Origin of the sequence: Uliginosibacterium silvisoli (assembly GCF_036017035.1) — a bacterium.
Classification (GTDB): domain Bacteria; phylum Pseudomonadota; class Gammaproteobacteria; order Burkholderiales; family Rhodocyclaceae; genus Viridibacterium; species Viridibacterium silvisoli.
Genome location: NZ_JAYXHS010000001.1, coordinates 1,858,385 through 1,882,388, shown reverse-complemented (window position 1 = coordinate 1,882,388; position 24,004 = coordinate 1,858,385). Strand labels below are relative to the sequence as shown.

24 protein-coding genes are annotated in these 24,004 nt (G+C 62.5%); 11 read left to right on the top strand and 13 right to left on the bottom strand.

The window, feature by feature from the left end:
• Nucleotides 1–132 precede the first annotated feature (132 nt).
• Nucleotides 133–930 carry a PEP-CTERM sorting domain-containing protein gene (locus VVD49_RS08550; RefSeq protein ID WP_327598719.1) on the top strand — a complete coding sequence of 266 codons (798 nt, stop codon included), beginning with the start codon at nucleotides 133–135 and terminating at the stop codon, nucleotides 928–930.
• A 69-nt stretch (nucleotides 931–999) separates the two neighbouring features.
• Here VVD49_RS08550 and VVD49_RS08545 read toward each other — a convergent pair whose 3' ends face one another.
• Together VVD49_RS08545 and VVD49_RS08540 are read right to left on the bottom strand one after the other, a co-directional pair.
• Nucleotides 1,000–1,902, bottom strand: a complete 903-nt coding sequence (locus tag VVD49_RS08545) for a hypothetical protein (RefSeq protein WP_327598718.1) — start codon at nucleotides 1,900–1,902, stop codon at nucleotides 1,000–1,002.
• Between the two features lie 267 nt (nucleotides 1,903–2,169).
• Complete coding sequence (locus VVD49_RS08540; protein ID WP_327598717.1) at nucleotides 2,170–3,282, bottom strand: BMP family ABC transporter substrate-binding protein; 1,113 nt, start codon at nucleotides 3,280–3,282, stop codon at nucleotides 2,170–2,172.
• Between the two features lie 322 nt (nucleotides 3,283–3,604).
• On the opposite strand from VVD49_RS08540, the gene VVD49_RS08535 reads away from it, so the two are divergent.
• Together VVD49_RS08535 and VVD49_RS08530 are read left to right on the top strand one after the other, a co-directional pair.
• Entirely contained in the window at nucleotides 3,605–3,784 is a 180-nt protein-coding gene (locus VVD49_RS08535) for a hypothetical protein (protein WP_327598716.1), read from the top strand.
• A complete protein-coding gene (locus VVD49_RS08530) occupies nucleotides 3,781–4,695 on the top strand; it encodes an urea carboxylase-associated family protein (protein WP_327598715.1) in 915 nt (304 codons plus the stop codon). Before VVD49_RS08535 ends, VVD49_RS08530 begins: the two co-directional genes overlap by 4 nt.
• Before the next feature lie 160 nt (nucleotides 4,696–4,855).
• On the opposite strand, the gene VVD49_RS08525 is transcribed toward VVD49_RS08530, so the two are convergent.
• A complete protein-coding gene (locus VVD49_RS08525) occupies nucleotides 4,856–5,386 on the bottom strand; it encodes an REP-associated tyrosine transposase (protein ID WP_327598714.1) in 531 nt (176 codons plus the stop codon).
• A gap of 323 nt (nucleotides 5,387–5,709) precedes the next feature.
• Between VVD49_RS08525 and VVD49_RS08520 the strand changes: the two genes are divergently transcribed.
• Entirely contained in the window at nucleotides 5,710–6,378 is a 669-nt protein-coding gene (locus VVD49_RS08520; RefSeq protein WP_327598713.1) for a cysteine hydrolase family protein, read from the top strand.
• 184 nt (nucleotides 6,379–6,562) lie between these two features.
• Nucleotides 6,563–8,164: a hypothetical protein gene (locus VVD49_RS08515; RefSeq protein WP_327598712.1), complete on the top strand. Its 1,602-nt coding sequence runs from the start codon at nucleotides 6,563–6,565 to the stop codon at nucleotides 8,162–8,164.
• Nucleotides 8,165–8,242: 78 nt separating this feature from the next.
• Here the strand turns inward: VVD49_RS08515 and VVD49_RS08510 are convergent, their stop codons facing one another.
• Both VVD49_RS08510 and sigJ read right to left on the bottom strand, forming a co-directional pair.
• Nucleotides 8,243–8,737, bottom strand: coding sequence for a carboxymuconolactone decarboxylase family protein (locus tag VVD49_RS08510; RefSeq protein ID WP_327598711.1), 495 nt, complete (start codon nucleotides 8,735–8,737; stop codon nucleotides 8,243–8,245).
• A 117-nt stretch (nucleotides 8,738–8,854) separates the two neighbouring features.
• Nucleotides 8,855–9,781 carry an RNA polymerase sigma factor SigJ gene (gene sigJ, locus VVD49_RS08505; RefSeq protein WP_327598710.1) on the bottom strand — a complete coding sequence of 309 codons (927 nt, stop codon included), beginning with the start codon at nucleotides 9,779–9,781 and terminating at the stop codon, nucleotides 8,855–8,857.
• 270 nt (nucleotides 9,782–10,051) lie between these two features.
• Here sigJ and VVD49_RS08500 point away from each other — a divergent pair, with 270 nt between their 5' ends.
• From VVD49_RS08500 to VVD49_RS08490, 3 genes are all read left to right on the top strand, one after another.
• Nucleotides 10,052–10,480: a hypothetical protein gene (locus VVD49_RS08500; protein WP_327598709.1), complete on the top strand. Its 429-nt coding sequence runs from the start codon at nucleotides 10,052–10,054 to the stop codon at nucleotides 10,478–10,480.
• Nucleotides 10,481–10,490: 10 nt separating this feature from the next.
• A complete protein-coding gene (locus VVD49_RS08495; protein WP_327598708.1) occupies nucleotides 10,491–10,961 on the top strand; it encodes a DUF6152 family protein in 471 nt (156 codons plus the stop codon).
• A gap of 89 nt (nucleotides 10,962–11,050) precedes the next feature.
• Nucleotides 11,051–11,695, top strand: a complete 645-nt coding sequence (locus VVD49_RS08490; protein WP_327598707.1) for a hypothetical protein — start codon at nucleotides 11,051–11,053, stop codon at nucleotides 11,693–11,695.
• Nucleotides 11,696–11,752: 57 nt separating this feature from the next.
• Here the strand turns inward: VVD49_RS08490 and VVD49_RS08485 are convergent, their stop codons facing one another.
• The 4 genes from VVD49_RS08485 to VVD49_RS08470 all read right to left on the bottom strand — a co-directional run bounded on the left by VVD49_RS08485 (nucleotide 11,753) and on the right by VVD49_RS08470 (nucleotide 15,305).
• On the bottom strand, nucleotides 11,753–12,223 hold the full coding sequence (locus tag VVD49_RS08485; protein ID WP_327598706.1) for a nucleoside deaminase: 471 nt from the start codon (nucleotides 12,221–12,223) through the stop codon (nucleotides 11,753–11,755).
• Nucleotides 12,224–12,249: 26 nt separating this feature from the next.
• Complete coding sequence (locus VVD49_RS08480) at nucleotides 12,250–12,891, bottom strand: flavin reductase family protein (protein ID WP_327598705.1); 642 nt, start codon at nucleotides 12,889–12,891, stop codon at nucleotides 12,250–12,252.
• 151 nt (nucleotides 12,892–13,042) lie between these two features.
• Entirely contained in the window at nucleotides 13,043–14,134 is a 1,092-nt protein-coding gene (locus VVD49_RS08475) for a BMP family ABC transporter substrate-binding protein (protein WP_327598704.1), read from the bottom strand.
• 442 nt (nucleotides 14,135–14,576) lie between these two features.
• Nucleotides 14,577–15,305, bottom strand: coding sequence for a GntR family transcriptional regulator (locus VVD49_RS08470; RefSeq protein ID WP_327598703.1), 729 nt, complete (start codon nucleotides 15,303–15,305; stop codon nucleotides 14,577–14,579).
• A 230-nt stretch (nucleotides 15,306–15,535) separates the two neighbouring features.
• Here VVD49_RS08470 and alc point away from each other — a divergent pair, with 230 nt between their 5' ends.
• Together alc and VVD49_RS08460 are read left to right on the top strand one after the other, a co-directional pair.
• A complete protein-coding gene (gene alc, locus VVD49_RS08465) occupies nucleotides 15,536–16,543 on the top strand; it encodes an allantoicase (RefSeq protein ID WP_327598702.1) in 1,008 nt (335 codons plus the stop codon).
• A gap of 121 nt (nucleotides 16,544–16,664) precedes the next feature.
• Entirely contained in the window at nucleotides 16,665–17,168 is a 504-nt protein-coding gene (locus tag VVD49_RS08460) for an ureidoglycolate lyase (RefSeq protein ID WP_327598701.1), read from the top strand.
• 106 nt (nucleotides 17,169–17,274) lie between these two features.
• Here VVD49_RS08460 and VVD49_RS08455 read toward each other — a convergent pair whose 3' ends face one another.
• The 4 genes from VVD49_RS08455 to VVD49_RS08440 all read right to left on the bottom strand — a co-directional run bounded on the left by VVD49_RS08455 (nucleotide 17,275) and on the right by VVD49_RS08440 (nucleotide 21,554).
• Nucleotides 17,275–17,592 (bottom strand): FlxA-like family protein, encoded by a 318-nt coding sequence (locus tag VVD49_RS08455; RefSeq protein WP_327598700.1) that lies wholly within the window; start codon nucleotides 17,590–17,592, stop codon nucleotides 17,275–17,277.
• A 161-nt stretch (nucleotides 17,593–17,753) separates the two neighbouring features.
• Nucleotides 17,754–18,281, bottom strand: a complete 528-nt coding sequence (locus VVD49_RS08450; RefSeq protein WP_327598699.1) for a hypothetical protein — start codon at nucleotides 18,279–18,281, stop codon at nucleotides 17,754–17,756.
• Between the two features lie 200 nt (nucleotides 18,282–18,481).
• Nucleotides 18,482–19,447, bottom strand: coding sequence for a trypsin-like serine protease (locus VVD49_RS08445; protein WP_327598698.1), 966 nt, complete (start codon nucleotides 19,445–19,447; stop codon nucleotides 18,482–18,484).
• Nucleotides 19,448–19,628: 181 nt separating this feature from the next.
• Complete coding sequence (locus tag VVD49_RS08440; protein ID WP_327598697.1) at nucleotides 19,629–21,554, bottom strand: PhoX family protein; 1,926 nt, start codon at nucleotides 21,552–21,554, stop codon at nucleotides 19,629–19,631.
• A gap of 373 nt (nucleotides 21,555–21,927) precedes the next feature.
• Between VVD49_RS08440 and VVD49_RS08435 the strand changes: the two genes are divergently transcribed.
• Entirely contained in the window at nucleotides 21,928–23,997 is a 2,070-nt protein-coding gene (locus VVD49_RS08435) for a spermidine synthase (RefSeq protein WP_327598696.1), read from the top strand.
• The last annotated feature ends 7 nt before the right edge of the window (nucleotides 23,998–24,004 follow it).

Below are 24,004 nucleotides of genomic sequence, written 5' to 3'. Positions count from 1 at the left end.
GGTGGTTCGACGTGAATGCGGACTACTGTTCCTGATGTGAGTGCGGGCGCAGATCTGACTGAAGCAGTCGCTCATGATGCAGATGGCGACGAGCGATCTGTCGGGGATTCCAGGACTCTTCGGGAGTTGAAGATGCAGAAATCAAAATGCTCGCTCGCTGCTTGCCTGACTATTGCATCGTGCCTTGCTCCGGTACAGGCGGAAGTTCTCTCTTACGATCTTCGTGGCACCGTCACGCAGATCTCTGATACCACGGGCGTTCTCGGATCGCCCGCGGCCGGCACGCCCTTCAGGCTGACTTATCTGGGTGATTTTTCTGTGGGGCTTCGCAATGGAGGCGTGGGCGGATTTGGTAGCTCGAATCATCTTTCCGGCGGTACTTCGCTGCCGGCCGACGTCTGGTATCCGACCATCCAGATTTCACCGATTTCCGCAGTGCTGGAGATCAATGGTCAGGCGCTGAACTTTTCCGGTCGGTACTTCGGGAACGTGCAATACACGCAGAACTGGTTTGACGTGCAGTTCGGCGGATATGCCTATTCGTGGGCAGACCTTGTCGCGGAAGACCGCCTCGACGCGAACAGTCCTGTTCTGAGTCAGATCACCACTTCTCTCTCCAGCCTTTACAGCGGGGCGACGTTCGGATCGGTCGAGACGCTGGGCTCGCATGTGATTGACGGAAGCGCGATCACGGGCTCAACCGACTTCAGGTATCTGTGGGCGGCAGGCACCGCAAATGAAACGCTTGTTTCCGGGGTCCTGAGTCCTGCCAGTTACGTCGTAACTGCCGTTCCAGAACCGGCCGCCTGGCTTTTGCTGGCGCTTGGATTGGCGGGGGTTCATGTCCTCGGGCGAGCACGCCGGGAGTCACGCTGGGAGTCTTATGCTGCGCAGCTGGATCAGCCGGGCCCGGATGCTGCCCGGACTTGATCCAGATCGGCCCAGGCACGCTGACGTTTGTTCGCCCCAGGCAAGCTATGCCTCGGGCGAACAACAGGCTCAGAAACGGAAGCTCGCTGCCAGACCGAACGCTGGCGTGTTGGCCAGGTCCTGGCTGGAGACTTTGTTGCCGTTCTTGTCTTCGACCTTGAGACGGCCGTTGAGCAGCATGCCGGCGTAGGCGTCGAGATTCCACGCAGGGGCTGGCTTCCAGTTCAGGTGCAGGAACACGGGGGCGTAGCTGGCCTTGCCGACGCCACCGGCCGAGACGAGGTTGTCGTCAGCGAGGCGGAAGGTGGAGTTACGCAGGGACGCGCCCAGGCCCAGCTCGACGGCTGGCGCAAGCTGGTAAGCCAGTTCGAGACCTGCCGGCGAGGTCAGGCCGCGTCCGAGTGGATTGAACAGACGCCATTGCTCGTTGAAGCGCCAGTCGACGAGGATGATCGGGAAGACTTCGTTGTCCTTGTCGAGCGTGCGCGACACGGTGAGGCCGAAACCGATCCTGCGGCCTTCGCCGTATTGTTTGCTGACGCCACCGATGAGGCCCCAAGCCACCGAGTCGCTGCTCTTGGCGCCCTCTTCGCCGCTCCATTCCGCGCGCGGCGTGACCAGCACGCTCCAGCCGTCGTCGAGGATGCGGATCAGCGGCACGCCGAGCGAGAAACGTTGCACCGACTTCCAGGGCTTGGTGGTGACGCCATCAAAGCTCCAGTTCTCGTAGTTGGCGCCGAGCTGTACGCCCAGCAAGGTGCGGCCAGCACCGATGACTGCCGTGTGGGAGAAAGACAGCTGGCTCTCGTCGACGCCGGCCTTGCCGCCGGAGGACAGGTCAGCCTGGTTGGCGTGCACCTGGGCCAGCGTGATGCTCGTGCCGGGTGTCTGGGCCTGAGCCGGGGCGGTTGCGAGGGCCAGCAGCGCGGCCGTGCCGAGAAAAACGGAGATGCGGTTGATGCGGTTTGACATGAGTGCGGCTCTCTGAAAATTCTTGCAGGGAGCAGCAGTGTAATGCCCGGAGCAGGTTATCGGCGTCCGTCTGACCGGGTCTCATTCTTGCCGGCGATTTGTGGGGCTGGATGTCGGAAGGCGCCGCGCTTTTCCGACCTGCATGCCAGGCGTGCGCAATCGGTCTCGCAGCCCGGAAAAGCGCAGCCTCCTTCCGATGGTTTTGCTTTCGATAGCGCCCGCGCTGTGGAGCACCGGAGTCGCTGCGCTCGTCCGGGGCTTCGCACATCAGGTCAGCGAGCCGGTCACGCCTTCGAGCATGTAGTTCATCTGGTCGAGGACCGGATCGTAGTTGCCATAGGTCTTGTCGAGCACGACCTTGCCGCTCTGGTCCTTATGCACGCCGGTGAAGATCGGCTTGCCCGCCTTGAGGTCGGCCGTGGCTTCAGCCGCGGCTTTGCGCGCGGCCTCGGTCGCGCCGGCGCCGAACGGTGTGTTCTGCACCATGTCCTTGTCGAAACCGCCGGTGAGCATGTTCGGCAGCTTGCGGCCCTTCTTCAGCTCCTCGGCGTAGAGCTTGTAGATGGTCTCGTACTTGTTCTCGCCGCCGGTGATGAAACCCTTGGGTGCGATGCTGGCTTGCGAGACATTGTGGCCGCAGGACTTCGCGCCACGACGCTCGGCCGTTTCGATACACACCTTGGGACTATCGACGTGGGTGAGGATGACGTCGCAACCGGAGTCAATCAGTGCATTGGTGGCTTCGGCCTCGCGCACGGGCAGGGTCCACTCGCCGGTGAAAATGACCTGCAGCGTGGCCTTGGGATTCACCTTGTTGAGCGCGACGCGCACGCTGTTGATGTTGCGCAGGACCAGCGGGATGGGCTTGGCACAGACGAAGCCGATCTTGTTCGACTTGGTCGACAGACCCGCGGCAATGCCATCCACATAGTGCGCCTGATCCATGTAGCTGTAGTAGCTGCCGAGGTTCTTCGGGTGTTTGTCAGCAGACCACAGCGTGGTCGGGTGACGGAACTCGACATTGGGGTACTTCTTGGCGAGGTCGACCATGAAGGGGTTGAAGTAGCCGAACGAGGTGCCGAGGATCAGCTTGGCACCTTCCTGCTGGATCATCGATTCGATGGCCGTTGCGACCTCCTTGGTCTCCGGCACGCGCTCCTGCTGCACGATCTTCACGCCTGGCACCTTGGCCAGCGGTGCAATGCCTACGGCATGCGACATGTTCCAGCCATAGTCGTCTTTGGCCCCGACGTAGACGATGCCGATGGTGAGGCCGTCGGCGGCAAGCGCCCGGCTCACCTGACCGCCCAGCGCGAGGCTGACGGAGGCTGCGGCGCTGGTCTTGAGGAATGTACGGCGGCTGTTGCTGGTGTCCTGCATGGCAATTCTCCCTGTCGATGTCTGCCGTAAATTGGATACACTATTTGTGGCAAGCCTATTGCTAGCATAAAGTGTGCTGGCTTGATGCAGGTCACCAAAAGCGATCCGAAGAAACAATTCAAGCCATTGTTATTTAAACATTTACAGCTGATTTGACGTGCCGATCAGCAAGGCCGCCCAGCGCGGAACCAGCGCACCAAGAGGGATTCAGCACGCCCCGATTTGGGTTTTCGTGAATCACTTTGGTATACGTTTTTAGAGTCATATTTCGGGAAGCGCGCTTTGCCGCACCAGAACCATTCGAACCGACAGGAGCCGGGACATGCAGGAACATGAGGTCGTGCTGAAACTGAATCAGCAACAGCGGGAGTTGCTGGAGCGCACCGTGGAAAAAGGCGTCGCGACGGACAAGACCGAGCTGGTGCGCCTCGCGCTGCGCGAGTACGCGGAGATGCATGCCGCCGGGCGCATCACGCAAGGCTATGCGGGAGCGCTGAAATGAGCGCGCTGACGGGCACACGCGAACTGCTCGACTCCTGGGTGCTGGAGCCGGGCACGGGCAAGGCCATCGAGCTGCTGCGCGGGCAGATCCTGCGCATCGAACAGATCGAGGGCAGCCAGTGCGTGGACTTCAACTGCTTCAACCTGCATGACTACAAGGAGTACATGCACACCGGGCGCACGCGCACGCTCTACGGCATCAATCCGACCAAGGGTCACTTCATGTGGTCGGCACCGCCGCGCGAACGGCCGATGGCCTACATCCTCGAAGATACGGCCGGCTGCAACGACGTGATGTTCCCGCGTTGCAGCGCCTATCTGTATGAGAGCGTGTATGGCTTCCACACGCATACGAACTGCCACGACATCCAGAGCGAGGCGCAGCGCGAATACGGCCTCACGCCGGACGATGTGCATGACTCGTTCAACCTGTTCATGAAGACCGGCGTCGATGCCAATGGCCGCATGTGGATCGACCGTCAGTCTTCCGCGCCGGGCGACTACGTGGAATTCCTCGCCGTGATGGATCTGCTGGCGGTGCCGAACGTCTGCGGGGCAGACATCATGAAGACCAGCAACTTCGCGATCCGCCCGGTCAGGCTGTCGATCTACTCCGCGACGGACGATGAGATTGCCTCGGTGCCAAGCTTCGCACCGCTCCCCAGCCAGCGCACGCCGGCAGATTTCCGCCAGCCGAAGATCAAGGCCGACCGCGCCTTGCGCAAGGACCCGGCGTACAAGGCCGAGTTTGCGAACACGCCGATACGGTATGAGGATTTCGCGGTGCCCCTGAGCGCGGAGGATTACGCCTTGTTCAAGTCGCTGGCAGACCCGCGCTATGGAGACGACGAAGGCGCGGCTTTGCGCGACATCGTGTTCACCTGGTGGCACGAGCGCTTTCTGGGGAAGTGAAAGCACCGGAAGGCGCGCTGCCGGCCCATGAACGTAGGTCGGAAAAGCAAAGCGCCTTCCGACATCAGGTGGCTCGATAAGCCGCGGGCGTGCTTGTACGTTGAGATGTCGGAAGGCGCTGCGCTTTTCCGACCTACGTGTTGACGTGTTGGCGTGTTGGCTAGGCGCGCTCGCCCGCGACAAGATCGGGGACATCCGCGCCCCAGTCCTGCGCATACCAACCACGCTCCACTGCGCGATGAAATGAGGAGTGAGGCCAATCCACGACCCGCTCCACCAGACCATGCTTCAGCGGGTTGATATGCACGTAATCAATGTGGGCGGCGTAATCCCGATCGTCACGGATCGTGTGTTCCCAGAAGCGTCGCTGCCAGACACCCCTTTCGCCTTTGGCGCTACGCGCAGCAGATAGAGGCTCGATTGCAGGCAGGCTTATGACGAAGGTCTTTTTGATGTCCGTCCACCGCGCGGAGTAGTCGGCGTCACCCTCCGGCAAGGTCCAGATCGCGTGCATATGATCTGGCAGGACCACCCAAGCGTCGATGTGGAAAGGGCGGCGCTCCTTTGCTACTCGCACGGCTTGGCGCAATAGATCGATTTGATCGACAAGCAAGCTGCTGCGCCGATCCAGCAAGTTCACGGTGAAGAAATACGTGCCGCCGGGAAGACGGTAACGGCGGTAGTCGGACATGCCACCAGTATGCAGCGCATTTCGTAGGTCGGAAAAGCGCAGCGCCTTCCGACATCCAGACGCACGAGAAGGCCAGGCGTCTATCGAACCGCCTGATGTCGGAAGGCGCTGCGCTTTTCCGACCTACGCTGCCGGCACGCCTCACCATCGCGCATCCACCCCGCCCTTGAGCCACTCCGGTGCCCGCTGCCGTCGCCGGAAAAACCGTCACTCCAGCCGAGAACCATATCCGGCGCGGTATTCCACGTTGTCCACAATCATGTATGCAAGTGGTTCGGCTTTTGCTTAGTCCTCAGGGCCGCATGTCTTGAGGGGAGTTCGCGATGAGCACAGCCGTGGTGGAAGCCAAGCCGGAGCCAATCAGTATTGATCCTGCCCGCACGGCAGTGATCGTGATCGACATGCAGCGCGACTTCCTGGAGCCGGGGGGCTTCGGGGAGTCATTAGGCAACAATGTGTCGCTGCTGCAAGCCGCGGTAGAGCCGATCAAGGCCCTGCTCGGCGGCGCGCGGCGCAAGGGCATGTTGATCATCCACACGCGTGAAGGGCATCGGCCGGACATGTCGGACGCCCCTCGCGCCAAGGTGGAGCGCGGCGCCCCCAGCGTGCGTATCGGCGCACCGGGGCCGATGGGGCGCATCCTGATCCGGGGCGAACCGGGGCAGGACATCATCCCCGAGCTGTATCCCATCGCTGGCGAGCCCGTCATCGACAAGCCGGGCAAGGGCGCCTTCTATGCCACCGAGCTGCTCAACATCCTGCGCAATCGCGACATCGAATCGCTGATCGTGTGCGGCGTGACCACCGAGGTCTGCGTGCATACGACGGTGCGCGAGGCGAACGATCGCGGCTATCGCTGCATCGTACCGGGCGACTGCTGCGCTTCGTACTTCCCCGAGTTTCACGAAATGGGCCTGCGCATGATCGCCGCGCAGGGCGGAATTTTTGGTTGGGTGTCGGACTCGGGAAAGATCCTGGCCGCGCTCGATTGAAAGAGGTGCCTGCACTGGCCTCGGCGCACACGCTGCAACGAGACCTGTGTGGACACCAAGGGTATTGATCCGGCATGCCAGCAAGAGCACGCGTCAGCGCATCGCGCGCAGCGTAGTCGCCTGATCAACTGAGAGTGTTGTCGTTCGCCCTCATTCGCCGGGCGATCAGGAAGGGAGTGCTGCCATGAAAGCCACGAGTCCAACTACCTTGAGTTCGTTCAAACCCCAGCTATGGACGCCGGGCGACTGGAACGCGCTATTCGGTTTCGGTACCAACATCCTCGTCAACATGCTGGTCCTCACCGGCTTGCTGCGCTTCGTGTTGAAGATGCCAGATGCCATTGTCTTCGGCCGCATCCTGCCCGCCGTGGGTTTGATGATGTTCCTCTCGACCTTCTACTACGCGTACCTTGCCTGGAAGCTGGCCAAGAAGACCGGGCGAACGGATGTGTGCGCCCTGCCCTCGGGTATCAGCGTGCCGCACATGTTCGTGGTGGTCTTCGTCATCATGCTGCCGATTGCGCTCAAGACGGGTGACCCCGTCAAGGGCTGGGAAGCCGGCTTGACATGGGTCTTCGTGCAGAGCTTCGTGCTCATGGCTGGCGGCTTCGTCGCCCCCTACATCCGCAAGATCACGCCGCGCGCTGCACTGCTCGGCACGCTGGCCGGTGTGTCGATCGCCTTCATCTCGATGCGCCCCGCGCAGGAGATGTTCATGACGCCGCTGATCGGCGCGGTGTGCTTCTCCATCATCATGCTGGGCTGGCTCGGGGGCGTGCGCTTCTTCCGGGGCATCCCTGCCGGCCTCGTTGCCATTGCCGTCGGCACGCTGATCGCCTGGGGCTCGACCATGTTTGGTTACCATTTCGGCGGCATGGCGAGCGAGAACATCACTTCGGCGCTATCGAACTTCGGTTTCTCGGTGCCCCTGCCTGCCGTTGGCCACATTTTCTCGGGCTTCGAGTTCCTCGGCATCATCCTCGTCACCGCCATCCCGTTCGGAATCTACGACCTGGTCGAGGCGATGGATAACGTCGAAAGCGCTGCGGTCGCGGGCGACAGCTTCCCGACGACGCGCGTGCTGACTGCAGACGGCATCATCAGCCTGATTGGTTGCTGCATGGGCAACCCCTTCATCAACGCCGTGTACATCGGCCACCCCGGCTGGAAGTCGATGGGCGGGCGCATCGGTTACTCGGCCGCCACGGGACTCATCGTGCTCATCCTCGCCTGGTTCGGCATCATCGCGCTGATGATGGCGCTGATCCCGGTCGTCGCCATCTCGCCCATCCTGCTCTACATCGGCATGCTGATCGGCGCGCAGGCCTTCCAGGAGACTCCGCACCGTCACGCGCCGGCCATCATCCTCGCCATCACGCCGCACCTCGCGGCCTGGGGCAAGCTGATGATAGACAACGCGCTCGGCGCCGCGGGCACCAATGCAGCCGCTGTCGGCTTCGACAAGCTCGGCCAGGTCGGCGTGCTGTATCACGGCCTCGAAGTGATGGGCGGCGGTGCAATTCTCGGCGGCCTGATGCTCGGCGCCATCGGCGTCTGCGTAATCGACCGCCTGTTCATGAAGGCGGCAGCGTTTGCGATCGTGGCCTCGTTGCTGACCTTCTTCGGTTTCATGCACGGCGAGGCGATCGGCATCGGCCAGAGCCCGATCATGGCACTGGCCTATCTGGTCGTTGCCGCCATTCTTGCCACCTGCGCGAAATATGCCGTCGCGTCCCCTGTGATGGAGGAGAAGATGACGCACGGCGAACAACCCGCTGCAGCGTAACCGGCGTGGCAAAGCGCGTGCCATGCGCGCTTTGCTCTCTGCACGATCACGGCGACGGGATCCTGTCGCCGTTTCCGCTTAGAACAGCTCGGCCTTGTCCAGGCCGAATGCCTTGTCTGCTGCACCGGGTGTGGTGCGGAAGGCCACGTTGGCGCGATTCCATGCATTGATGGTCATCACACGGAAGGTCAGCGTTGCCAGCTCCTTTTCGCTGAACTGCTCGCGCATCTCGGCATAGAGCTCATCGGAGATGCCGCCGGGTGCGATCTGCGTCAGCGCTTCAGTGAAGGCCAGTGCTGCGCGTTCCTTCGCCGTGAATAGTGGCGACTCGCGCCAGATCGCGACGTGGTACAGACGCAGCTCGCGCTCGCCATGCAGCTTGGCTTCCTTGACGTGCATATCCAGGCAGAAGGCGCAGCCGTTGAGTTGCGAAGCACGGATGTCGACGAGGTGCGACAGGCGCTGCTCGATGTCGCCGCTGCGTGTGATGGCCATGCTCAGCTCGACGAGTTTGTTGACCAGCTCGGGCGACTGTTGCTGATAGTTCAGGCGGGGTTGGGCAGTATGGTTCATGCTCGTTTGTCTTTCCTGTAGGTGATGTAGGGTGAATGTTTGTGATCACACCCTCAAGACGACGCAGCCCGGCGTCGTGTGACATCACCACGAGAATAACGCTCGGCTCTCCTGCTTTCACACCACGCCCGCACTACGCTCCAGCGCAGCCAGCACGCCGGCCAGTTTGTCGGGATTGCGCTGGACGTACAGCGCGCCGATGCGCCCCGATTCGGTTGCCGACGGTGCCAGGGCGATGGTCTGCACGAGAGTGCCGGCAGCGTCGAATACCAGGCAGCCGGGCAGGCCGTTGATGCGCATCGCCTGCAAGCGCCAGCCCTGACTGGTCGGCAGCCTGGCGAAGCCGATAAAGGTCTGCGCGATCAGTGCCCCGCCGTGCAATGGGCGAGCCACTGCGCTGACCTTGCCGCCGCCGTCAGCCAGCATGACGCAATCGTCGGCCAGCACGCGAGCCAGCGCATCCACATCGAGGCTGCCCAGTGCCTCGCTGAAGGCATTGAACAGGCGATCCCGCTCTTCCGCATCCACCTCGTGACGCGCGTAATCGGTTTTCACGTGGTTGCGTGCGCGGCTGGCCAGTTTGCGACACGCTGCCGCATCGCGCTCGAGGCGACGCCCGACTTCATCAAAGTCCAGGTCAAACACGTCATGCAGCAGGAAGGCCGCACGCTCCAGTGGCGACAGTCGCTCCAGTGCCAGCATGAAAGCCACCGACACATCCTCCGCAAACTCCGCCTGCACCTCGGGCCCGGGCGACCAGCCCGCTTCGTCCAGCAACGGCTCGGGCAACCACACGCCGACATACTGTTCGCGCCGCGCGGCAGCCGAGCCCAGTTTGTCGAGGCATAGATTGGTCACGAGGCGTGAGAGAAAAGCGCCGGCGTGCTGGACCGTGCTCTCGTCCACCTCGGCCCAACGCATCCAGGCCTCCTGTACGATGTCCTCGGCTTCGGCCCGTGAGCCGAGCATGCGGTAAGAAAGTGCGCGCAGGCTGCGTGCATGTTCGCGGTCATAGCGCAGAGCGCGTTCGGCAAGCGTTGTCATGGCAAGGGGAATCATCTGGAATTGCGACAAGTGGAACACATACCCCGTAGACGAAGCAGCCTGCCGCCGTGTGACATGCAGGCGCATGCGAGGCCAGCGCGCCAAAAAAGCCCCGCCGGGAACCGAAGGCGTGCAGACTGGTCCGTGTCGTCATGACCTGAGCGGAGCCAGCCATGTTCCCCGTCGCAAACCAGTCGTGCGTGGTCCCATCCCTCTCTCCACCTGTGACTCCGGCGGAAGCCTGCCAGACCATGCTCACTGGCGGTCGGCATGTTCGATAGTCCGGCGGCGCTCTGGCTGCGCACCAGCCTCGCCTACCCGATACTCGAGACGCTTCACATCATCGGCCTCGCCACGCTGTTCGGCAGCCTCATGATCGTGGACCTGCGACTGCTCGGGCTGTTGCGCCGCCTCGATCTAACCGCCCTTGCACGCAGCGTGCTGCCCTGCACGCTGGCGGGATTCGCACTGGCTGCCGCCACAGGCATGACGATGTTCTACGCGCGTGCCGGCGAACTGATCGCCAACCCGGTATTCACTGCCAAGATCGGTCTCGTCATGCTCGCCGGCTGCAATGCCGGCATGCTCCACGCGCGCGGCCCATTGCGCGAAGATTTCACGAGCCGCTGCCAAGCGGGGCTGTCCGTCCTGATCTGGATCGCCGTCATCATCTGCGGCCGCTGGATCGCCTACATCTGAGGAGAACATCATGCAACGCAGAGACTTCGTTTTCGGCATGCCCTTGCTGCTCGCCAGCGGCAGCGCTCTCGCCCACCACGGCTGGAGCGGCTTCGATGAAACCCGTCCGCTCTACCTTGCGGGCAAGGTCGTCGAAGTGGAATGGCAGAACCCGCACGCCGAACTGATCCTGCAGCTCAACCAGCCCCTCGCCGTGCCGGCGAGTCTCAAATCACGCACCGCGCCAGCGCAATCTGCGGGAATAGACGCGGGCCCCATCTTTGCCCGTGCCGTTGTGCCCACCCGCCGCGACGAGAAATGGGAGATCGAGCTCTCGCCACTGACACGCCTGTCGGCATGGAAAGTGCCGGAGGTCAAGGTGGGCGAGGAACTGGAACTGGTCGGCTATACCTTTGCCGGTGAAAAAGGCGATGCAGTGCTGCGCGCGGAATACCTGATCCGTGGCAACACGGTCACTCCTCTACGCTCGTCACCGGCGTAAGACCTTCGCCATCTCCGCAACAAAGGATGCGTTAGGATGAGGCCCCGCCAGCAATGGCCAAGTAACGTCGCAAGACAAAGGGAGACTCCGTGGGCCTCGCAATCAGTGTTGGATATCTGGCCGATATTCTGGAGCACGATCCAGAAGGCGCTGAGTGGTTTGAAGAAGGCATGACGGCGGCAAACAAGCTGCTCAATGCTGCCGGATTGCCGTCACACACAGAGCCCCGCGTCCTGCCACCCCTCGTATCACGGGCATCGCTATGCTCGTTCCCTTACTCCTTCATTCACTATCTTCGCCGTGCATACGCGTACCGCTCGGAAGATCCGGACTGGATAGCGACACCGGTGAAAGACGGTATTGATCCGGGTTCGGATCCAGCCATCGAGGAGGCTCTCGAGTCGTTCAGCAGCCATCTCCTTTGCCACTCGGATGCAGAAGGCTATTACCTGCCTGTCGACTTTCATGACGTCCTGTTTGCAGACGATGAGGCGGACGATCTTCCGGGAGGCATGCTCGGCTCGTCATACAGATTGCTGGAGGAGCTGGTATTGGTGGCCCCGGCGCTTGGTATCGATTTGCAGGACGGACTGCTGTCGGATGTCGAGGCCGAGCGGATCAATCAAGTCACTCACAGCGATGAAGGGCTCCACAGGGAGTATGCATCCTGGTTGGCTCTCTACGACTCGGCACAACTGAGCATCCAGCATGGCTCCGCCATCGTCTTTTCCTGACTGACCGGTAGGGTCGCCATACGCGAAACGGTTCTGGTTGCTCATACGGCCCGGCTCTCAACGCGCGGCGAACTCGCGCAGCACGGCCGTCGCCTCTTCTTCGAGCAGCGGGCCTTCTACAGAGATCTTGCGTGACGCGCCCGCCAGCACATCGGCTGTCCGCGGCAAGATGTAAGGCGCGCCGCCGATGGCGTTGAGGACCGGAGTGGGCATCGCATAGACGATGCGTGACACCCCCGCCCAGAACAGCGCACCCGTGCACATCGCGCAAGGTTCGCCACTGGCGTAAACCGTTGCGCCGACGAGTGCATCCAGTCCGAGTTTCTGCGCGACTTCGCGCACGAGAACCACCTCTGCATGCCCTGTGCAATCGCCCGTCGTGACCTGGTTGTTGTGCGAGACGTGGGCGCGTCCATCTGCGCTCAGCAAGGTTGCGCCATAGGGGAAATTGCCTTCTGCCACGGCTGCGCGCGAGGCGTCGATGGCAAGTCTCATGTAACGCGTGTCGGCTTCGCTAAAGTTACTCATGTCCTGAACCTCTGTCCGGAAATTTTCTAGATCTCATCGATGGGCGTGCTGCGCCCTTCGCTCTTGTCATGCCCCGGCGCTTCAATGGCGAAGCGGTCGCGCGTGCGCGTGTAGAAGCTCGCGCCGAAACGGCCGACGGGGAAGTAGTCCTGCAGGCGCACACGCCATTTCTCGGTGTCGACGAGGCCGTCGCGCACGTGCAGCCACAACACCCGCCCGAGGAAGATGTGACGGCTCTCGGTGACGATGGTCTCGTAGATATTGCATTCGAAGGCGACCGGCGCTTCGGCGATGCGTGGCGGTTTGATGGCTTGCGATGGCAGTGCGTTGAAACCGACGTGATCCATCTCGCTATGCTCCGGCGGCAGGCTGTCGCCGCAGAAGTGCATGCGCTCGGCGATTTCCTCGTCGGCGAGATGCACAACGAACTCGCCATTGGCGAGGATGTTGCGCGCCGTGTCCTTGAGTCCGCCATCCTTCTTGCGATTGATGCTCACCATCACGAGCGGCGGCTCTTCGCCGACCATGCAGAACATGCTGAACGGCGCGGCGTTGACGACACCGTCCTCGCCCACGGTCGTGACCAGCGCGATGGGGCGCGGCACGATGAGGCTGGCCATCAGCTTGTAGCGCTGGTATTCGGTGATGCTGGTGAAATCGATGTCCATGTTCCAACTACCTTTCATTCTGTGGCTACCGCACTTCACGACGCACATGTAGGAGCGGGCCATGCCCGCGACACCACGGGCACGAAAAAGTCAGTGCCAATTTGAAGCCTGCGTGGTCGCGGGCATGGCCCGCTCCTACAACGTCATCGCGTCAGCCCGGCACCTTTCCAATTACCCCTTCGGCATACCATTTCAAAGACCACAGCTCCTCCTCCGAAAGCACTTTCCCTGCCGCCACGCGTTCCTTGCCTTCGTTGTCCTTGATCGGTCCGGTGAAGGGCTGGAACTTGCCGGCGACAATCTCTGCCTTCTTCGCTTCGAACAACCTGGCCACATCCGCCGGCACGCCGGGGTTGAGCGGCGAAAGCTGCACCATGCCTTCTTTCATGCCCCACTTCGTATCCTCGGGCTTCCACTTGCCTTCCAGCATGTCGCCAACTTTCTTGACGTAGTACACGCTCCAGTTGGCGACGTTGGCCGAGAGGTGTGACTTGGGACCGTGCTTGCTCATGTCCGAGTCCTGGCCGAATGCGTAAAGGCCACGCTCCTGCGCAACCTGCACGACGGAGGGCGAGTCCGTGCCCTGGTAGAGGATGTCCGCGCCCTGCGCCACCAGCGCTTCCGCTGTCTCGCGCTCACGGCCCGGGTCGTACCAGGAGTTGATCCAGATGACCTTGGTCTGCACCTTCGGATTGACGCTGCGCGCGCCAAGCGTAAAAGCGTTGATATTGCGCAGCACTTCGGGAATCGGCACCGAGCCGACGAAGCCCAGCGTATTGGTCTTGGTCATCTTGCCGGCGAGTATGCCGAGCAGGTAGGCACCTTCGTAGAAGCGCGTCTGGTACAGGCCAACGTTGGCCGCCGACTTGTAGCCCGTGGCGTGCTCGAAGGCGACCTTGGGGAACTGCTTGGCGACGCGCAGCGTGGACTCCATGAAGCCGAACGAGGTGGCGAACACCATGCCGCAGCCCTGCTGCGTGAACTGGCGCAGGATGCGCACGGCGTCCGGCGTCTCGGGCACGCTCTCGACGAACAAGGTCTTCACCTTGTCGCCATAGGTCTTCTCGACCAGACGACGGCCAAGCTCGTGTTGATAGGTCCAGCCGGAATCCCCGATCGGGCCGGAATAGCAGAAGCCGATCTTGAGTGGCGAGGCGACCGTGTAGGCGGCCTGCGCAAATTCAGGCAAGACAAACGCTCCGCCAGCGGCGAGCGAGGAAAGAAGGAACTGACGACGTTGCATGGTGAAACTCTCCGGAATGTAGGCCGATTGCGCTGGCGTATGGCTGCAATCAAAAATGTATTCTTTACGCCTTTAAAGTGGATACATGCAACATCCGTTCCAGAAGCCATCTTCTGACTTTAGAACCATGCCTGACGGGTCTTTCGTCCCATCTGACGCTGGCCCAGGCCTCGTCAAAACGCCTTTCAGGCGCACAATTAATGAACACGAAGCGCGATGTCGGTGCATTCTTCCGGAGCACTGGGCGGCATCAGGCCTAGCGCTTGGCAAGCACCATTAAAGTGTATACGATTGTTGGTTAGCAGCGTTCGAAACCGTCACAAAGCGGAGCGAGCGGGTTGTCAGCAAGGCGGCTCGCGCAGAGCAGTGCTCAGGCACGGCGAGCGAGCCACTCATTCACCCAAATTCGCTAACGACCCGCGCAGCCTGATTTGTGGCGGTTTTACAGCCCGAGCAAAGCGCCCAGATCCGGCGCTTCGTCGGCCTTGGGCAGGCGGATACGCGCTTCGAGTGCGCGCAGGTGGGTATCCATCAGCGCGGTCGCACCGGCCACGTCGCTCTTTGCGATCAGTTCGACGAGTTGCTCGTGCTCTTCGTGCTCGCACACGGAGTCGCCCGGCACCTCGTAGAGCGTGACGATGAGGGAGCAGCGTGACATCAGCTGCGTCAGGAAGGCGCTCAACACGCCGTTACCTGCCTGCTCGGCCAGCAACACGTGGAAGTTGCCGGCGCGCTGAGCCCATTCGAGTTGCGAGGGCGTGTGCAGGGCTTCGTGCTCGGCCTTCAGCGCCTTGCGCAGCAGTTCGATGCGCGCAGGCGTATTGTTGGCTATGGCCAGCGGCATGATGGCGGCTTCGATGGCGCGGCGTGCGACGAAGATCTCGCGCGTCTCCTCGGGCGTCGGCGAAGCAACGACAGCGCCGCGATTGGGGCGCAACTCGACGATGTGGTCGCTCTCGAGGCGTTGCAAGGCCTTGCGCACCAGGGTGCGGCTGACGCCGAAGAGCTCGCACAGCTGCGGCTCGGGCAGCTTCATGCCGGGCTTGAGGCGTTGCATCATCACGGCCTGGAAGATCGAGTCGTAGATGCGTGCATCGGCGGCACCCACGCTGTCGCGGCGACGTGGGGCAGCGGGCTTGATCTCTCCGGCAATGGGTTGGCGTCGTTTCATGGCGTAGAGGAATGGAAAATGGAATGAAGGCCCGTGGGCGCGGAGCGCCCGCAACGGTTCGAAGTATGACACGCACGGCGGCCGGGCAATTTTGCGGCCCGCCCATGCGCCCAGCACGAATACTGCTTATTCACCCCGCTGCGGCGACGCGGCGGTAAGCTTGGAAACAAGCTTGGAACGTACGCCCGCCAGTCGACGCTGGCAGCGCAATGCATTGAAAAGGACTTCATATGGCCGTCGTTACCCTCGATCCCGATGCCCCGGACTTTACGCGGCGCTATACCAACCTCGCTGACACGCGCCTCGGTGCAAAGGCCGTTGCCGCCAGCGACGAATTCTTCGCACCGAAGGAGCGCATGCTGGATCCGGCCGAGCCGGTCTTCATCGTCGGCAAGTACGATGACAACGGCAAGTGGATGGATGGCTGGGAATCGCGCCGCAAGCGCGGCCCGGGCAACGACTGGTGCGTGGTGAAACTCGCACGCCCCGGCCGCATCTTCGGCGTCGACATCGACACGCGTCACTTCACCGGCAACTACCCGCCCGGCGCCTCGCTCGAAGCCTGCCATAGCGACAAGGATGTGCCCGCCGCCGACGTGCGCTGGACTTCGCTGCTGCCCACCGTCGCGCTCAAGGGCAACGCGCACCACTACCACGCACTGACGAGCCAGGAGACCTGGACGCATGTGCGCATCTCGATCTTCCCCGACGGCGGTATCGCCCGCTTGCGCGTGTATGGTCGCCCCAGCAGCGATACCACCATTGCTGGCGCAGAGCTCGATCTTGCCGCCGCCATCAATGGCGCTTACGTGGTCGCCGCCAACAACGAACACTTCGGCCTCGCCTCGGCGCTGCTGCTGCCGGGCCGCGGCGTGAACATGGGCGACGGTTGGGAAACGCGTCGCCGCCGCGAACCGGGCAATGACTGGAGCATCATCGCGCTGGCCGCACCCGGCATCATCGAGCGCGTCGAAGTCGACACGGCCTTCTTCAAAGGCAACTTCCCGGACTCCTGCTCGCTGCAGGCTGCGCGCATGACGGGCGGCACGGACCAGTCGCTGATCACGCAGAGCATGTTCTGGCAGGAGCTGTTGCCGCAACAGAAGCTGTCGATGGATGCCGTGCATAGCTTCGACGGACTCGCCGCGCTCGGACCGGTGACGCATGTGCGGTTCAATATCTTCCCGGATGGCGGGGTGAGTCGTTTGCGTTTGTTCGGGAAGGTGGCAGGAGCCTAGCCCGCTTGCCGTCATTCCCGCGAAGGCGGGAATCCACGTCAAAACCAGACTTAGCTATCACGTAGAAGTGGATGCCCGCCTTCGCGGGAATGACAGAATTTGAAGGCGTGACCAATCAACGATGACCGACGCACTCCACCTGAAAATCGAACCCCTCACGCACGAAGCCTTCGCGCCTTTTGGCGACGTCATCGAGGCCAGCGATGCGGTGAAGCATTTCCCGATCAACGCGGGCAATACGGAGCGCTACCACGACCTCGCGAATCTCGACGCGGGGGAGGACGGTCGCGTCATCGTGAGCATCTTCCGCGGCCTGCCGCGCGCGCTGCCCTTCATCGTGCCGATGATGGAGCGTCACCCCAAAGGCTCGCAGGCCTTCGTGCCGCTGTCAGGGCGTCCGTACCTGGTGGTCGTCGCACGGCCCGGCGAGCCGCCGACGGCAGGCCATCTGCGCTGCTTCCTTGCAACGGCGGCACAGGGCGTCAACTATGCCAAAGGCGTGTGGCACCACCCCTTGATGGCGCTCGACGAAGTCAGCGACTTCCTCGTCATCGACCGCAGCGGGCCCGGCAATAACTGCGACGAGATCGAGCTGGCGCCGGTGGCGATCATTCCGGCGCTATAGGTTCTCGCAGGCCGGAAAGGCAGAGCGCCTTCCGACATCGGGCCCTGAATCAGGCCCACCACCTATCGATGATGTGAAATGCCGGAAGGCGCTCCGCTTTTCCGACCTACGCGAATTCGTCCACGTTGTTGCCCAGCGTCGCGCTCGACGAACGCCCGGTTGCGGCCTGCGCACCTTGAGCATCCTGGCTGCTCGTCGTCGATTGCTCCTGCGCCTTCGCTTGCGCGATCTTCTGCTCCAGCGCGGCGATCTGCTGTTGCAGCTGCTGCGCCTTGGCTGCGCTGTCCGCGCTGGTCGTATCCTTCTGCGCTTCGGTCAGTTGCTTCTGCAATGACGCGAGCTGCCGCTCCAGCGTCGTGACGTTATTCGAACTGCTCGCGGTCACGGCAGTGACGCTGCTGGCGGAGGAAATGGCGGAAACCATGGTTGAGGTCCTTGACGATATGAATGGTGCCGTGTGCGGCAGGCATACTCATTTATCGACCAGGGCGCGGCCGAGCGAAACCCGCGCGGGGTAAAGCCCGGTAAAAGCGCGTAAAGCCCGACGCGCCACCGCGAGGAGCGCCGGGACCTCGCAACCGACGATCAGGACAAGGCAGTACCTACTGGCGTCGTGCTCGCTGCAGCGCCCGCCCCTGCACGAATGCGCCGCACCTGCAGACCAGCCCCGATCAGGAACAACAGCCCCAGAACGCCAGCAACCACCTGCAGTTCGGGCGCCTCGGCGTTGGGCAACAGGGGAGCGCCCAGAGGTAGCCGCGTCGTGGTCTCGGTAATCGCGGGAATCCAGTGGAACATGAAGGTCAGCGACATGCCCACGACTGCTGCATAACGCGACCACCGACCGAGCAAGGCTGTGTTGTTCGCAACATAAACACCCGCCAGCACCAGCAAGGTGAGCACGCCCAGCGCGTGTGGCTTGCCGAAGCCGCCGTGCTGGAAGATGCCGAAGCCCGTGAGGCACGTCAGCACCGTAGTCCACACATACAGCTTGCCGACGGTATTGGCGGGAGAGATCTCCTTGTCGCGCACGAGCGCAAAGATGCCCGCGAACACCGCGACGAGGCTGATGAGGGTGTGAACAAAACCAAGCTGGGTCAGACCGTAGATCATGGAGTGCTCCTTTCTTGCGACGTCAGGCTTGCCTCGGCGAATGCCGATGCTGAAGTGATGCAACGGGCATGCATGAATCGGGCCGGATCTGGCCGGCAAACCCGTATCGGGCCCCGGCGTTCTTCAGCCTGGCTACGCCGGGCAGCCAGGCCCGACAATCCATGCCATGCCGAATCTAGGCAGCCGGGCTTACGCAGATACTACGGCCGAGCGGAAGTGCGATTGCGGCGCCGGGCAATGCCCCCCAGCAGGCCGGCGCCCGCCATCAGCATCGCCCATGACGGCGCTTCCGGAACCGCCGCTGGAAGATAGCTTTGCAGCCAGGCTGACTGCGCGAACACGGAGGTATCGCCCGCGATATCTCCGAATCGGCCATCAACCGGGCAGTAACCCGATGGGCAGCTCGCGAAAGAGTGAACCCCGGCGAGCAGCCATTCCCCGCCCACATTCACCAGCGTGGCGCCACCGGAATCGCCGGGAGCGATGGTCGCTTCGCTGGCCCCCAGGCCGGCCGAGCCAAAGATACTGCTGCTGCCGGCGGGGCTGTCAAAGTCGTAGAGGTAGACGCTGCTCGAGTAGGCATGCTGGGTGTAGTACAGGCTGCTCGCGTCGTACTCGTTGTATCCGTAGCGAAGCGTGCCGAAGGTATTGGCATTGAAGCCACTCGCGCCCGTACCGACGAAGCCATAGCCCGCGATGATCACGCTCGCACCCTGCACATTGCCAGACGCGAACTGGTACCCGTCAATCGATGTAATGGCGCTGGCCAGTTTGATCAGCGCGATGTCATTGCCGGCGGAGGTGTCGCCTGTCCATCCGCCGTGGGTATAGAACTCGGTTGCGCTGGCGGTCACGCTGCCGCCCTTGAAAGACAGGGCGACGCTGGAAGTCGTCAAGGTGCCGCTATCGCCGCTCAGGCAATGTGCGGCAGTGAGCACATACTGCCCGCCCGCGATCAGGCTGCCGCTGCAACCGAAATTGCCGTCGCTACGCGACACGATGAGCTGGCCCACGCCATCGAGGTAGTCGATGCCACCGCCGAGCCAGCTCGCTGGATTCTGACTGGAGACGATGGCCTGCGCCGGCATGGCGGCCATGCCGAGCACGGCGCCGGTAGCCCAGGGCAAGCAAGCACGAACATGTTGCAAGACACTTCCGGCTTTCATTCGTCAGCTCCGCATGATGTGGCGTCCGGTTCATTGTAGTCGGATTTGACCATGTCATTATTTCAGCGGACGGACGGGAGCCAACGCACCGCACGGCAGCCTCCATCAACAAGGCTGCCGTGAATGAAAAAAGGGCAGCACCTTGCGGCGCTGCCCCTGGCTGGTCCTCGTCCGGCGGGCCTTATGACAGCACGGGCACGCCTGTCAGATAACCCACTGCCGCACCGAAGCGATCCTTGTAGTTGGCACGCACCAGTGGCTCGACGGTCGCCTGCACCTTGCCGTGCAGCGCGGGGATCCAGTCGCCGGCGTGCTGGAAGTTGCTCATGATGTAGGTCCAGCCATGGATCTCATCGACTGCATGCAGACCGGTCGATTCGGCACCGACCGGCATCGAGGCGATGCGCGACAGCTTCTTCGTGTCGACGTTGTAGGCCCACAGGAAGTTATTGACGTGGGTGCTGCTGTCTTCGCCGATGAACAGGGTGCGCAGCTTCTCGGAGAACTTGAGGTTGTCCGGGTTGGCGATCTTGTCGGGGTTGGCGAGATTACCCAGCGCGTCAGAGGGGATGTCTTCCCCCATCAACAACGCACGCGTGCGCACCGGCACCCACTCGCTGTTGATCTGCTTGCCACCGACATCGCTCTGACCGCCGGCGAGGTTGTGTGCAAACACGCCGCCAGCGATGACTGCCTTGTCGACCGTAATGCCGACCGACTCACGCCAGGCGGCATTGCCCTTGACCATGGACGCCTGGATATTCTGCAGCGCCGAGTAGGCGATCTTGTCTTTGGCGTTGACTGTCGTGCCTTCGAGCTTGGTGAAGCCCATGCTGGCACCCACGAGATTGGAATAGCGGTGTGTCTCGAGGAAAGCTGCCGCCTTCTCCATGCCCGGCTTGAGCTTGACCCAGTTCGCCACGCCATCGACGAAGACCTTGGTATAGCTCGCGTCGTTCGGGTCGGTCTTCGACGCCGTCATGATGTCGGCCGGCTTGAGCGTATTGGCAAGGGCTTCGATCTCGGCGCTGGTGGCGTGGCCGAGATTGACCCAGGTGAGGCTTGCGCCCGCTGCGTTCGGGTCCAGCGAGAAACCGGCACCGACCTTGGCAACGTACAGGGAGCCGGCCGACAGGTCTTTCTCCTTGTCGGCGACGAACATGTACAGGCCGCCGTTAGTGAAGTCATCCCCCATCAGCACGGTGCGGTTGTCCGGCATCACCTGGATGAGTTCGTGCGAGATGCGGCCAAGGCAGTAGTGCTTCTTCACGCTGCCAGTGCCGTCCGGCTTGATGGTGATTTCAGGCAGGTGGCCGTAGTGGTACGGATTGGCCTTGGTCTCGTCGCCGTACAGGTTCTTGCTATAGGCCTTGAACACCTTGTTGTCGGCGATGAACTGCGCGTCCGGCTCGTACTCTTCGCTCGACAGGTGCGTGTTCCACGGCGACAGGCTGGCGCCACAGGTGATCCACAGGCCGTGCGCGCTGGACATGTCGACGTTGTGATACTTCACCAGCGTCAGCGCACCGGTGGTCTGGTCCTGGTCCAGGGTGAGAATGGCGATCGGCGAGGGCAGCACGCCATAGGTGTTGTTGCCGCCCTGGTCACGCGTCGTGTACTCGAACTGCACGGCAGCGAACACGGCCTTGCCCTTGATGCCCGGCACATTCGCATCCGCCAGCGTCAGCAGCGATGTGCCGTCAGGACCGTCGGAATAGAAATGGCGCTCTTTCCCCGCGACCGACTTGTCGATGATGGGCTTGTTGTTGATGTCGTAGTAGCCGCCCGCGAGGATGCTGCCGCCCTTGCCGTCCGGCACCATGTCGCCAGTCATGAAGAAAGGCTGGTACTTCAACGCGTAGGTCTGTTGCGTACCATCGACGTAGTCCACGACGAGACCGGACTTGACCAGGGTCGTCGCCATCTCGGCCGGGTTGTTCAGGCTGGGTGCTGCCATCGAGGTAAAGCTGACGGCGCGCGCGGCCGGGCGGCTGCCCATGCTGGCGCAGGCAGACAGCACGGACGCGCTCAGGCCGCTGGCGAGTGGCAGCAAGGGCGCACTGCCGATGAGTTTCAGGGCGTGGCGGCGTGATTGATTGTGTTCCATGGCTAAAACGTGCTCCCTCGTTTGTGGCTTGCTCAATCCGCCAGTTTGAGGCGCCTACATGACAGATTTGTGATGCACACACGCAGCGGGGGCTCACTCGGGCATGACGGGCGATGCACATAGAACAGCCCGGACGGCACGATTCTAAGACCGGCGAACAGCCCTCCCTCAGCAAAGTCATGCATGCAAACGGCTCCTGCGCCAGCGGATATGGTTCGGCACATCCCGCACATATGCAGAGACCATGCACACGTGTCACGAATGTCGGCGACAATCGAACCCGCAGGTGAAGATTTTCCCCAGGGCCCATGGTCAGTCCAGACTCATCCGGCGGATGAACCTGAACAGGCCTCTGCACAGGAAACATGCATCCATGAGAGCTGCCGAGTTTGAGGTTACCTCGCACGCCGCTTCGCGCCTCGCCTCCCGCATCGTCTTTGCGGGCACGATCTTCATCAGTGCCTTCGCACTCTTCCTCGTGCAACCCATCATCGCCAAGCAGATCCTGCCGTGGTTTGGCGGCTCGGCTGCCGTGTGGGCGATCTGCATGGTGTTTTTCCAGGTCGTGCTGCTGGCTGGCTATGCCTACTCGGACTGGGTCACCCACCATCTCACGCCACGACGCCAGGCGATCCTGCATATCGCCCTGCTTGCCATCAGCCTCTCCTGCCTGCCCATCATCGCCGACCCGCACTGGAAACCCTCCGGCGACGAAGACCCCTCCCTCCTCATCATCCGCCTGTTGCTCGGCACCATCGGCCTGCCCTATTTCCTGCTCTCCACCACCGGCCCGCTGATCCAGTCCTGGGTCTCGCGCACATTGATCGGCAGCCACGTCTACCGCTATTTCTCGCTCTCCAATCTCGCGTCGCTGATCGCGCTGATCTGCTACCCCTTCCTCATCGAGCGCCACGCCGCCATCGTCGGCCAAGCCTGGGGCTGGTCGGCGGCCTACGCAGCGTTCGCGATCCTGTGCGCCGCCTCCGCGATCTACTTCGTGCGCCATGCGCATGCACTGCCGCCCGAAGCGCATGCGCGACAACACACGCCCGAAGGCGACTGGGACCCGACCCTGCGCGACTACCTGCTATGGCTCACACCGGCGGCCATGGGCTCATGGTTGCTCGTCGCGATCACCAACCACATCACGCAGAACGTCGCCGCCATCCCCTTCCTGTGGCTGCTACCGCTGACGCTCTACCTGCTGACCTTCGTGCTGTGTTTCGAGAGCGACCGCTGGTATCGCCGCAAGCTGTTCCTGCCGGTCACGGCCACCGTGCTCGGCCTGTGCGCCTACGGCCTGCAGGCCAGCCTCGGTTTCAATATCTGGACAGCCATCCCGTTGTATGCCGCTGGCGTTTTCGTGATCTGCATGTTCCTGCACGGCGAGCTGGCGCGCCTGCGCCCCGGCCCGCGCCATCTCACGCGCTTCTACCTGATGGTGTCGCTCGGCGGCGCACTCGGCGGCATCGTCGTCGGCCTGATCGCGCCGCGCGTGCTGCCCGCCTACTACGAGCTCGGCATCGGCCTCGTCATCACTGCGCTGCTGGCCGTCTCGATCCTGCGCAGGCACCGCTCGCTGCAGCTTGCCGCGAGCGCACTGGCCGCGTGCTGCGCGTATTTCCTTTACGTACAGATCCACGACGACTTCGCCGGCAGCCGCCGCATCGAACGCAATTTCTACGGCACGCTGATCACGCTGGACACGCATCGTGATGACGCCAACGACGACGTGCGCCAGCTCTACCATGGCTCGGTCAAGCACGGCGAGCAGTTCCTCGCGCCTGCGCGCCGCCGTGAAGCGACCGCCTACTACGGCGCCAGCGCCGGCGTCGGCCTGGCCATCGCCAACACACCTGCACTCAACAAGAAGGTCGGCGTGATCGGCCTCGGTGCCGGCACGCTGGCGGTGTACGGCCAGCCCGGTGACAACTACCGCATGTACGAGATCAACCCGGAAGTCATCGAGCTCGCACAGAACGAGTTCAGCTTCATGGCGGACAGCAAGGCCACCATTGCGACCGTGCTCGGTGATGCGCGCCTGTCGCTCGAACGCGAGGCGCCGCAGAACTTCGACGTGCTCGCCGTCGATGCCTTCTCCGGCGACTCAATCCCGGTGCACCTGATCACCACACAGGCAATGGATGCCTACCTGCGCCACATGAAGCCGGACGGCATCATCGCCTTCCACATCACCAACCGCTTCCTGCGCCTCGCGCCCGTCGTCGCCAACATCGCCGCGGCCAAGGGCCTGCACACTGCCTTCATCCACGACGAGAACGACAACCCGGCCCTGCGCAACACGGACTGGATCCTGGTGGCACGCAACCCGGCCGTGCTGGCACAAGACGCCATCCGCAAGGCGAGCAGCCCGCTCGAACCCATGCCGGCGCTGGGCGTATGGACTGACGACTTCAACAACCTGTTCGAGGTTCTCAAGTAAGGCGACC

Coding starts and splice junctions, on each gene's coding strand:
- VVD49_RS08525 (WP_327598714.1), bottom strand. CDS start 5,386: ATGTCCGACTACCGCCGTTACCGTCTTCCCGGCGGCACGTATTTCTTC.
- VVD49_RS08550 (WP_327598719.1), top strand. CDS start 133: ATGCAGAAATCAAAATGCTCGCTCGCTGCTTGCCTGACTATTGCATCG.
- sigJ (WP_327598710.1), bottom strand. CDS start 9,781: ATGACAACGCTTGCCGAACGCGCTCTGCGCTATGACCGCGAACATGCA.
- VVD49_RS08520 (WP_327598713.1), top strand. CDS start 5,710: ATGAGCACAGCCGTGGTGGAAGCCAAGCCGGAGCCAATCAGTATTGAT.
- VVD49_RS08515 (WP_327598712.1), top strand. CDS start 6,563: ATGAAAGCCACGAGTCCAACTACCTTGAGTTCGTTCAAACCCCAGCTA.
- VVD49_RS08470 (WP_327598703.1), bottom strand. CDS start 15,305: ATGAAACGACGCCAACCCATTGCCGGAGAGATCAAGCCCGCTGCCCCA.
- VVD49_RS08460 (WP_327598701.1), top strand. CDS start 16,665: ATGACCGACGCACTCCACCTGAAAATCGAACCCCTCACGCACGAAGCC.
- VVD49_RS08530 (WP_327598715.1), top strand. CDS start 3,781: ATGAGCGCGCTGACGGGCACACGCGAACTGCTCGACTCCTGGGTGCTG.
- VVD49_RS08440 (WP_327598697.1), bottom strand. CDS start 21,554: ATGGAACACAATCAATCACGCCGCCACGCCCTGAAACTCATCGGCAGT.
- VVD49_RS08455 (WP_327598700.1), bottom strand. CDS start 17,592: ATGGTTTCCGCCATTTCCTCCGCCAGCAGCGTCACTGCCGTGACCGCG.
- VVD49_RS08435 (WP_327598696.1), top strand. CDS start 21,928: ATGAGAGCTGCCGAGTTTGAGGTTACCTCGCACGCCGCTTCGCGCCTC.
- VVD49_RS08475 (WP_327598704.1), bottom strand. CDS start 14,134: ATGCAACGTCGTCAGTTCCTTCTTTCCTCGCTCGCCGCTGGCGGAGCG.
- VVD49_RS08495 (WP_327598708.1), top strand. CDS start 10,491: ATGCAACGCAGAGACTTCGTTTTCGGCATGCCCTTGCTGCTCGCCAGC.
- VVD49_RS08445 (WP_327598698.1), bottom strand. CDS start 19,447: ATGAAAGCCGGAAGTGTCTTGCAACATGTTCGTGCTTGCTTGCCCTGG.
- VVD49_RS08510 (WP_327598711.1), bottom strand. CDS start 8,737: ATGAACCATACTGCCCAACCCCGCCTGAACTATCAGCAACAGTCGCCC.
- VVD49_RS08545 (WP_327598718.1), bottom strand. CDS start 1,902: ATGTCAAACCGCATCAACCGCATCTCCGTTTTTCTCGGCACGGCCGCG.
- VVD49_RS08500 (WP_327598709.1), top strand. CDS start 10,052: ATGTTCGATAGTCCGGCGGCGCTCTGGCTGCGCACCAGCCTCGCCTAC.
- VVD49_RS08450 (WP_327598699.1), bottom strand. CDS start 18,281: ATGATCTACGGTCTGACCCAGCTTGGTTTTGTTCACACCCTCATCAGC.
- alc (WP_327598702.1), top strand. CDS start 15,536: ATGGCCGTCGTTACCCTCGATCCCGATGCCCCGGACTTTACGCGGCGC.
- VVD49_RS08540 (WP_327598717.1), bottom strand. CDS start 3,282: ATGCAGGACACCAGCAACAGCCGCCGTACATTCCTCAAGACCAGCGCC.
- VVD49_RS08480 (WP_327598705.1), bottom strand. CDS start 12,891: ATGGACATCGATTTCACCAGCATCACCGAATACCAGCGCTACAAGCTG.
- VVD49_RS08535 (WP_327598716.1), top strand. CDS start 3,605: ATGCAGGAACATGAGGTCGTGCTGAAACTGAATCAGCAACAGCGGGAG.
- VVD49_RS08485 (WP_327598706.1), bottom strand. CDS start 12,223: ATGAGTAACTTTAGCGAAGCCGACACGCGTTACATGAGACTTGCCATC.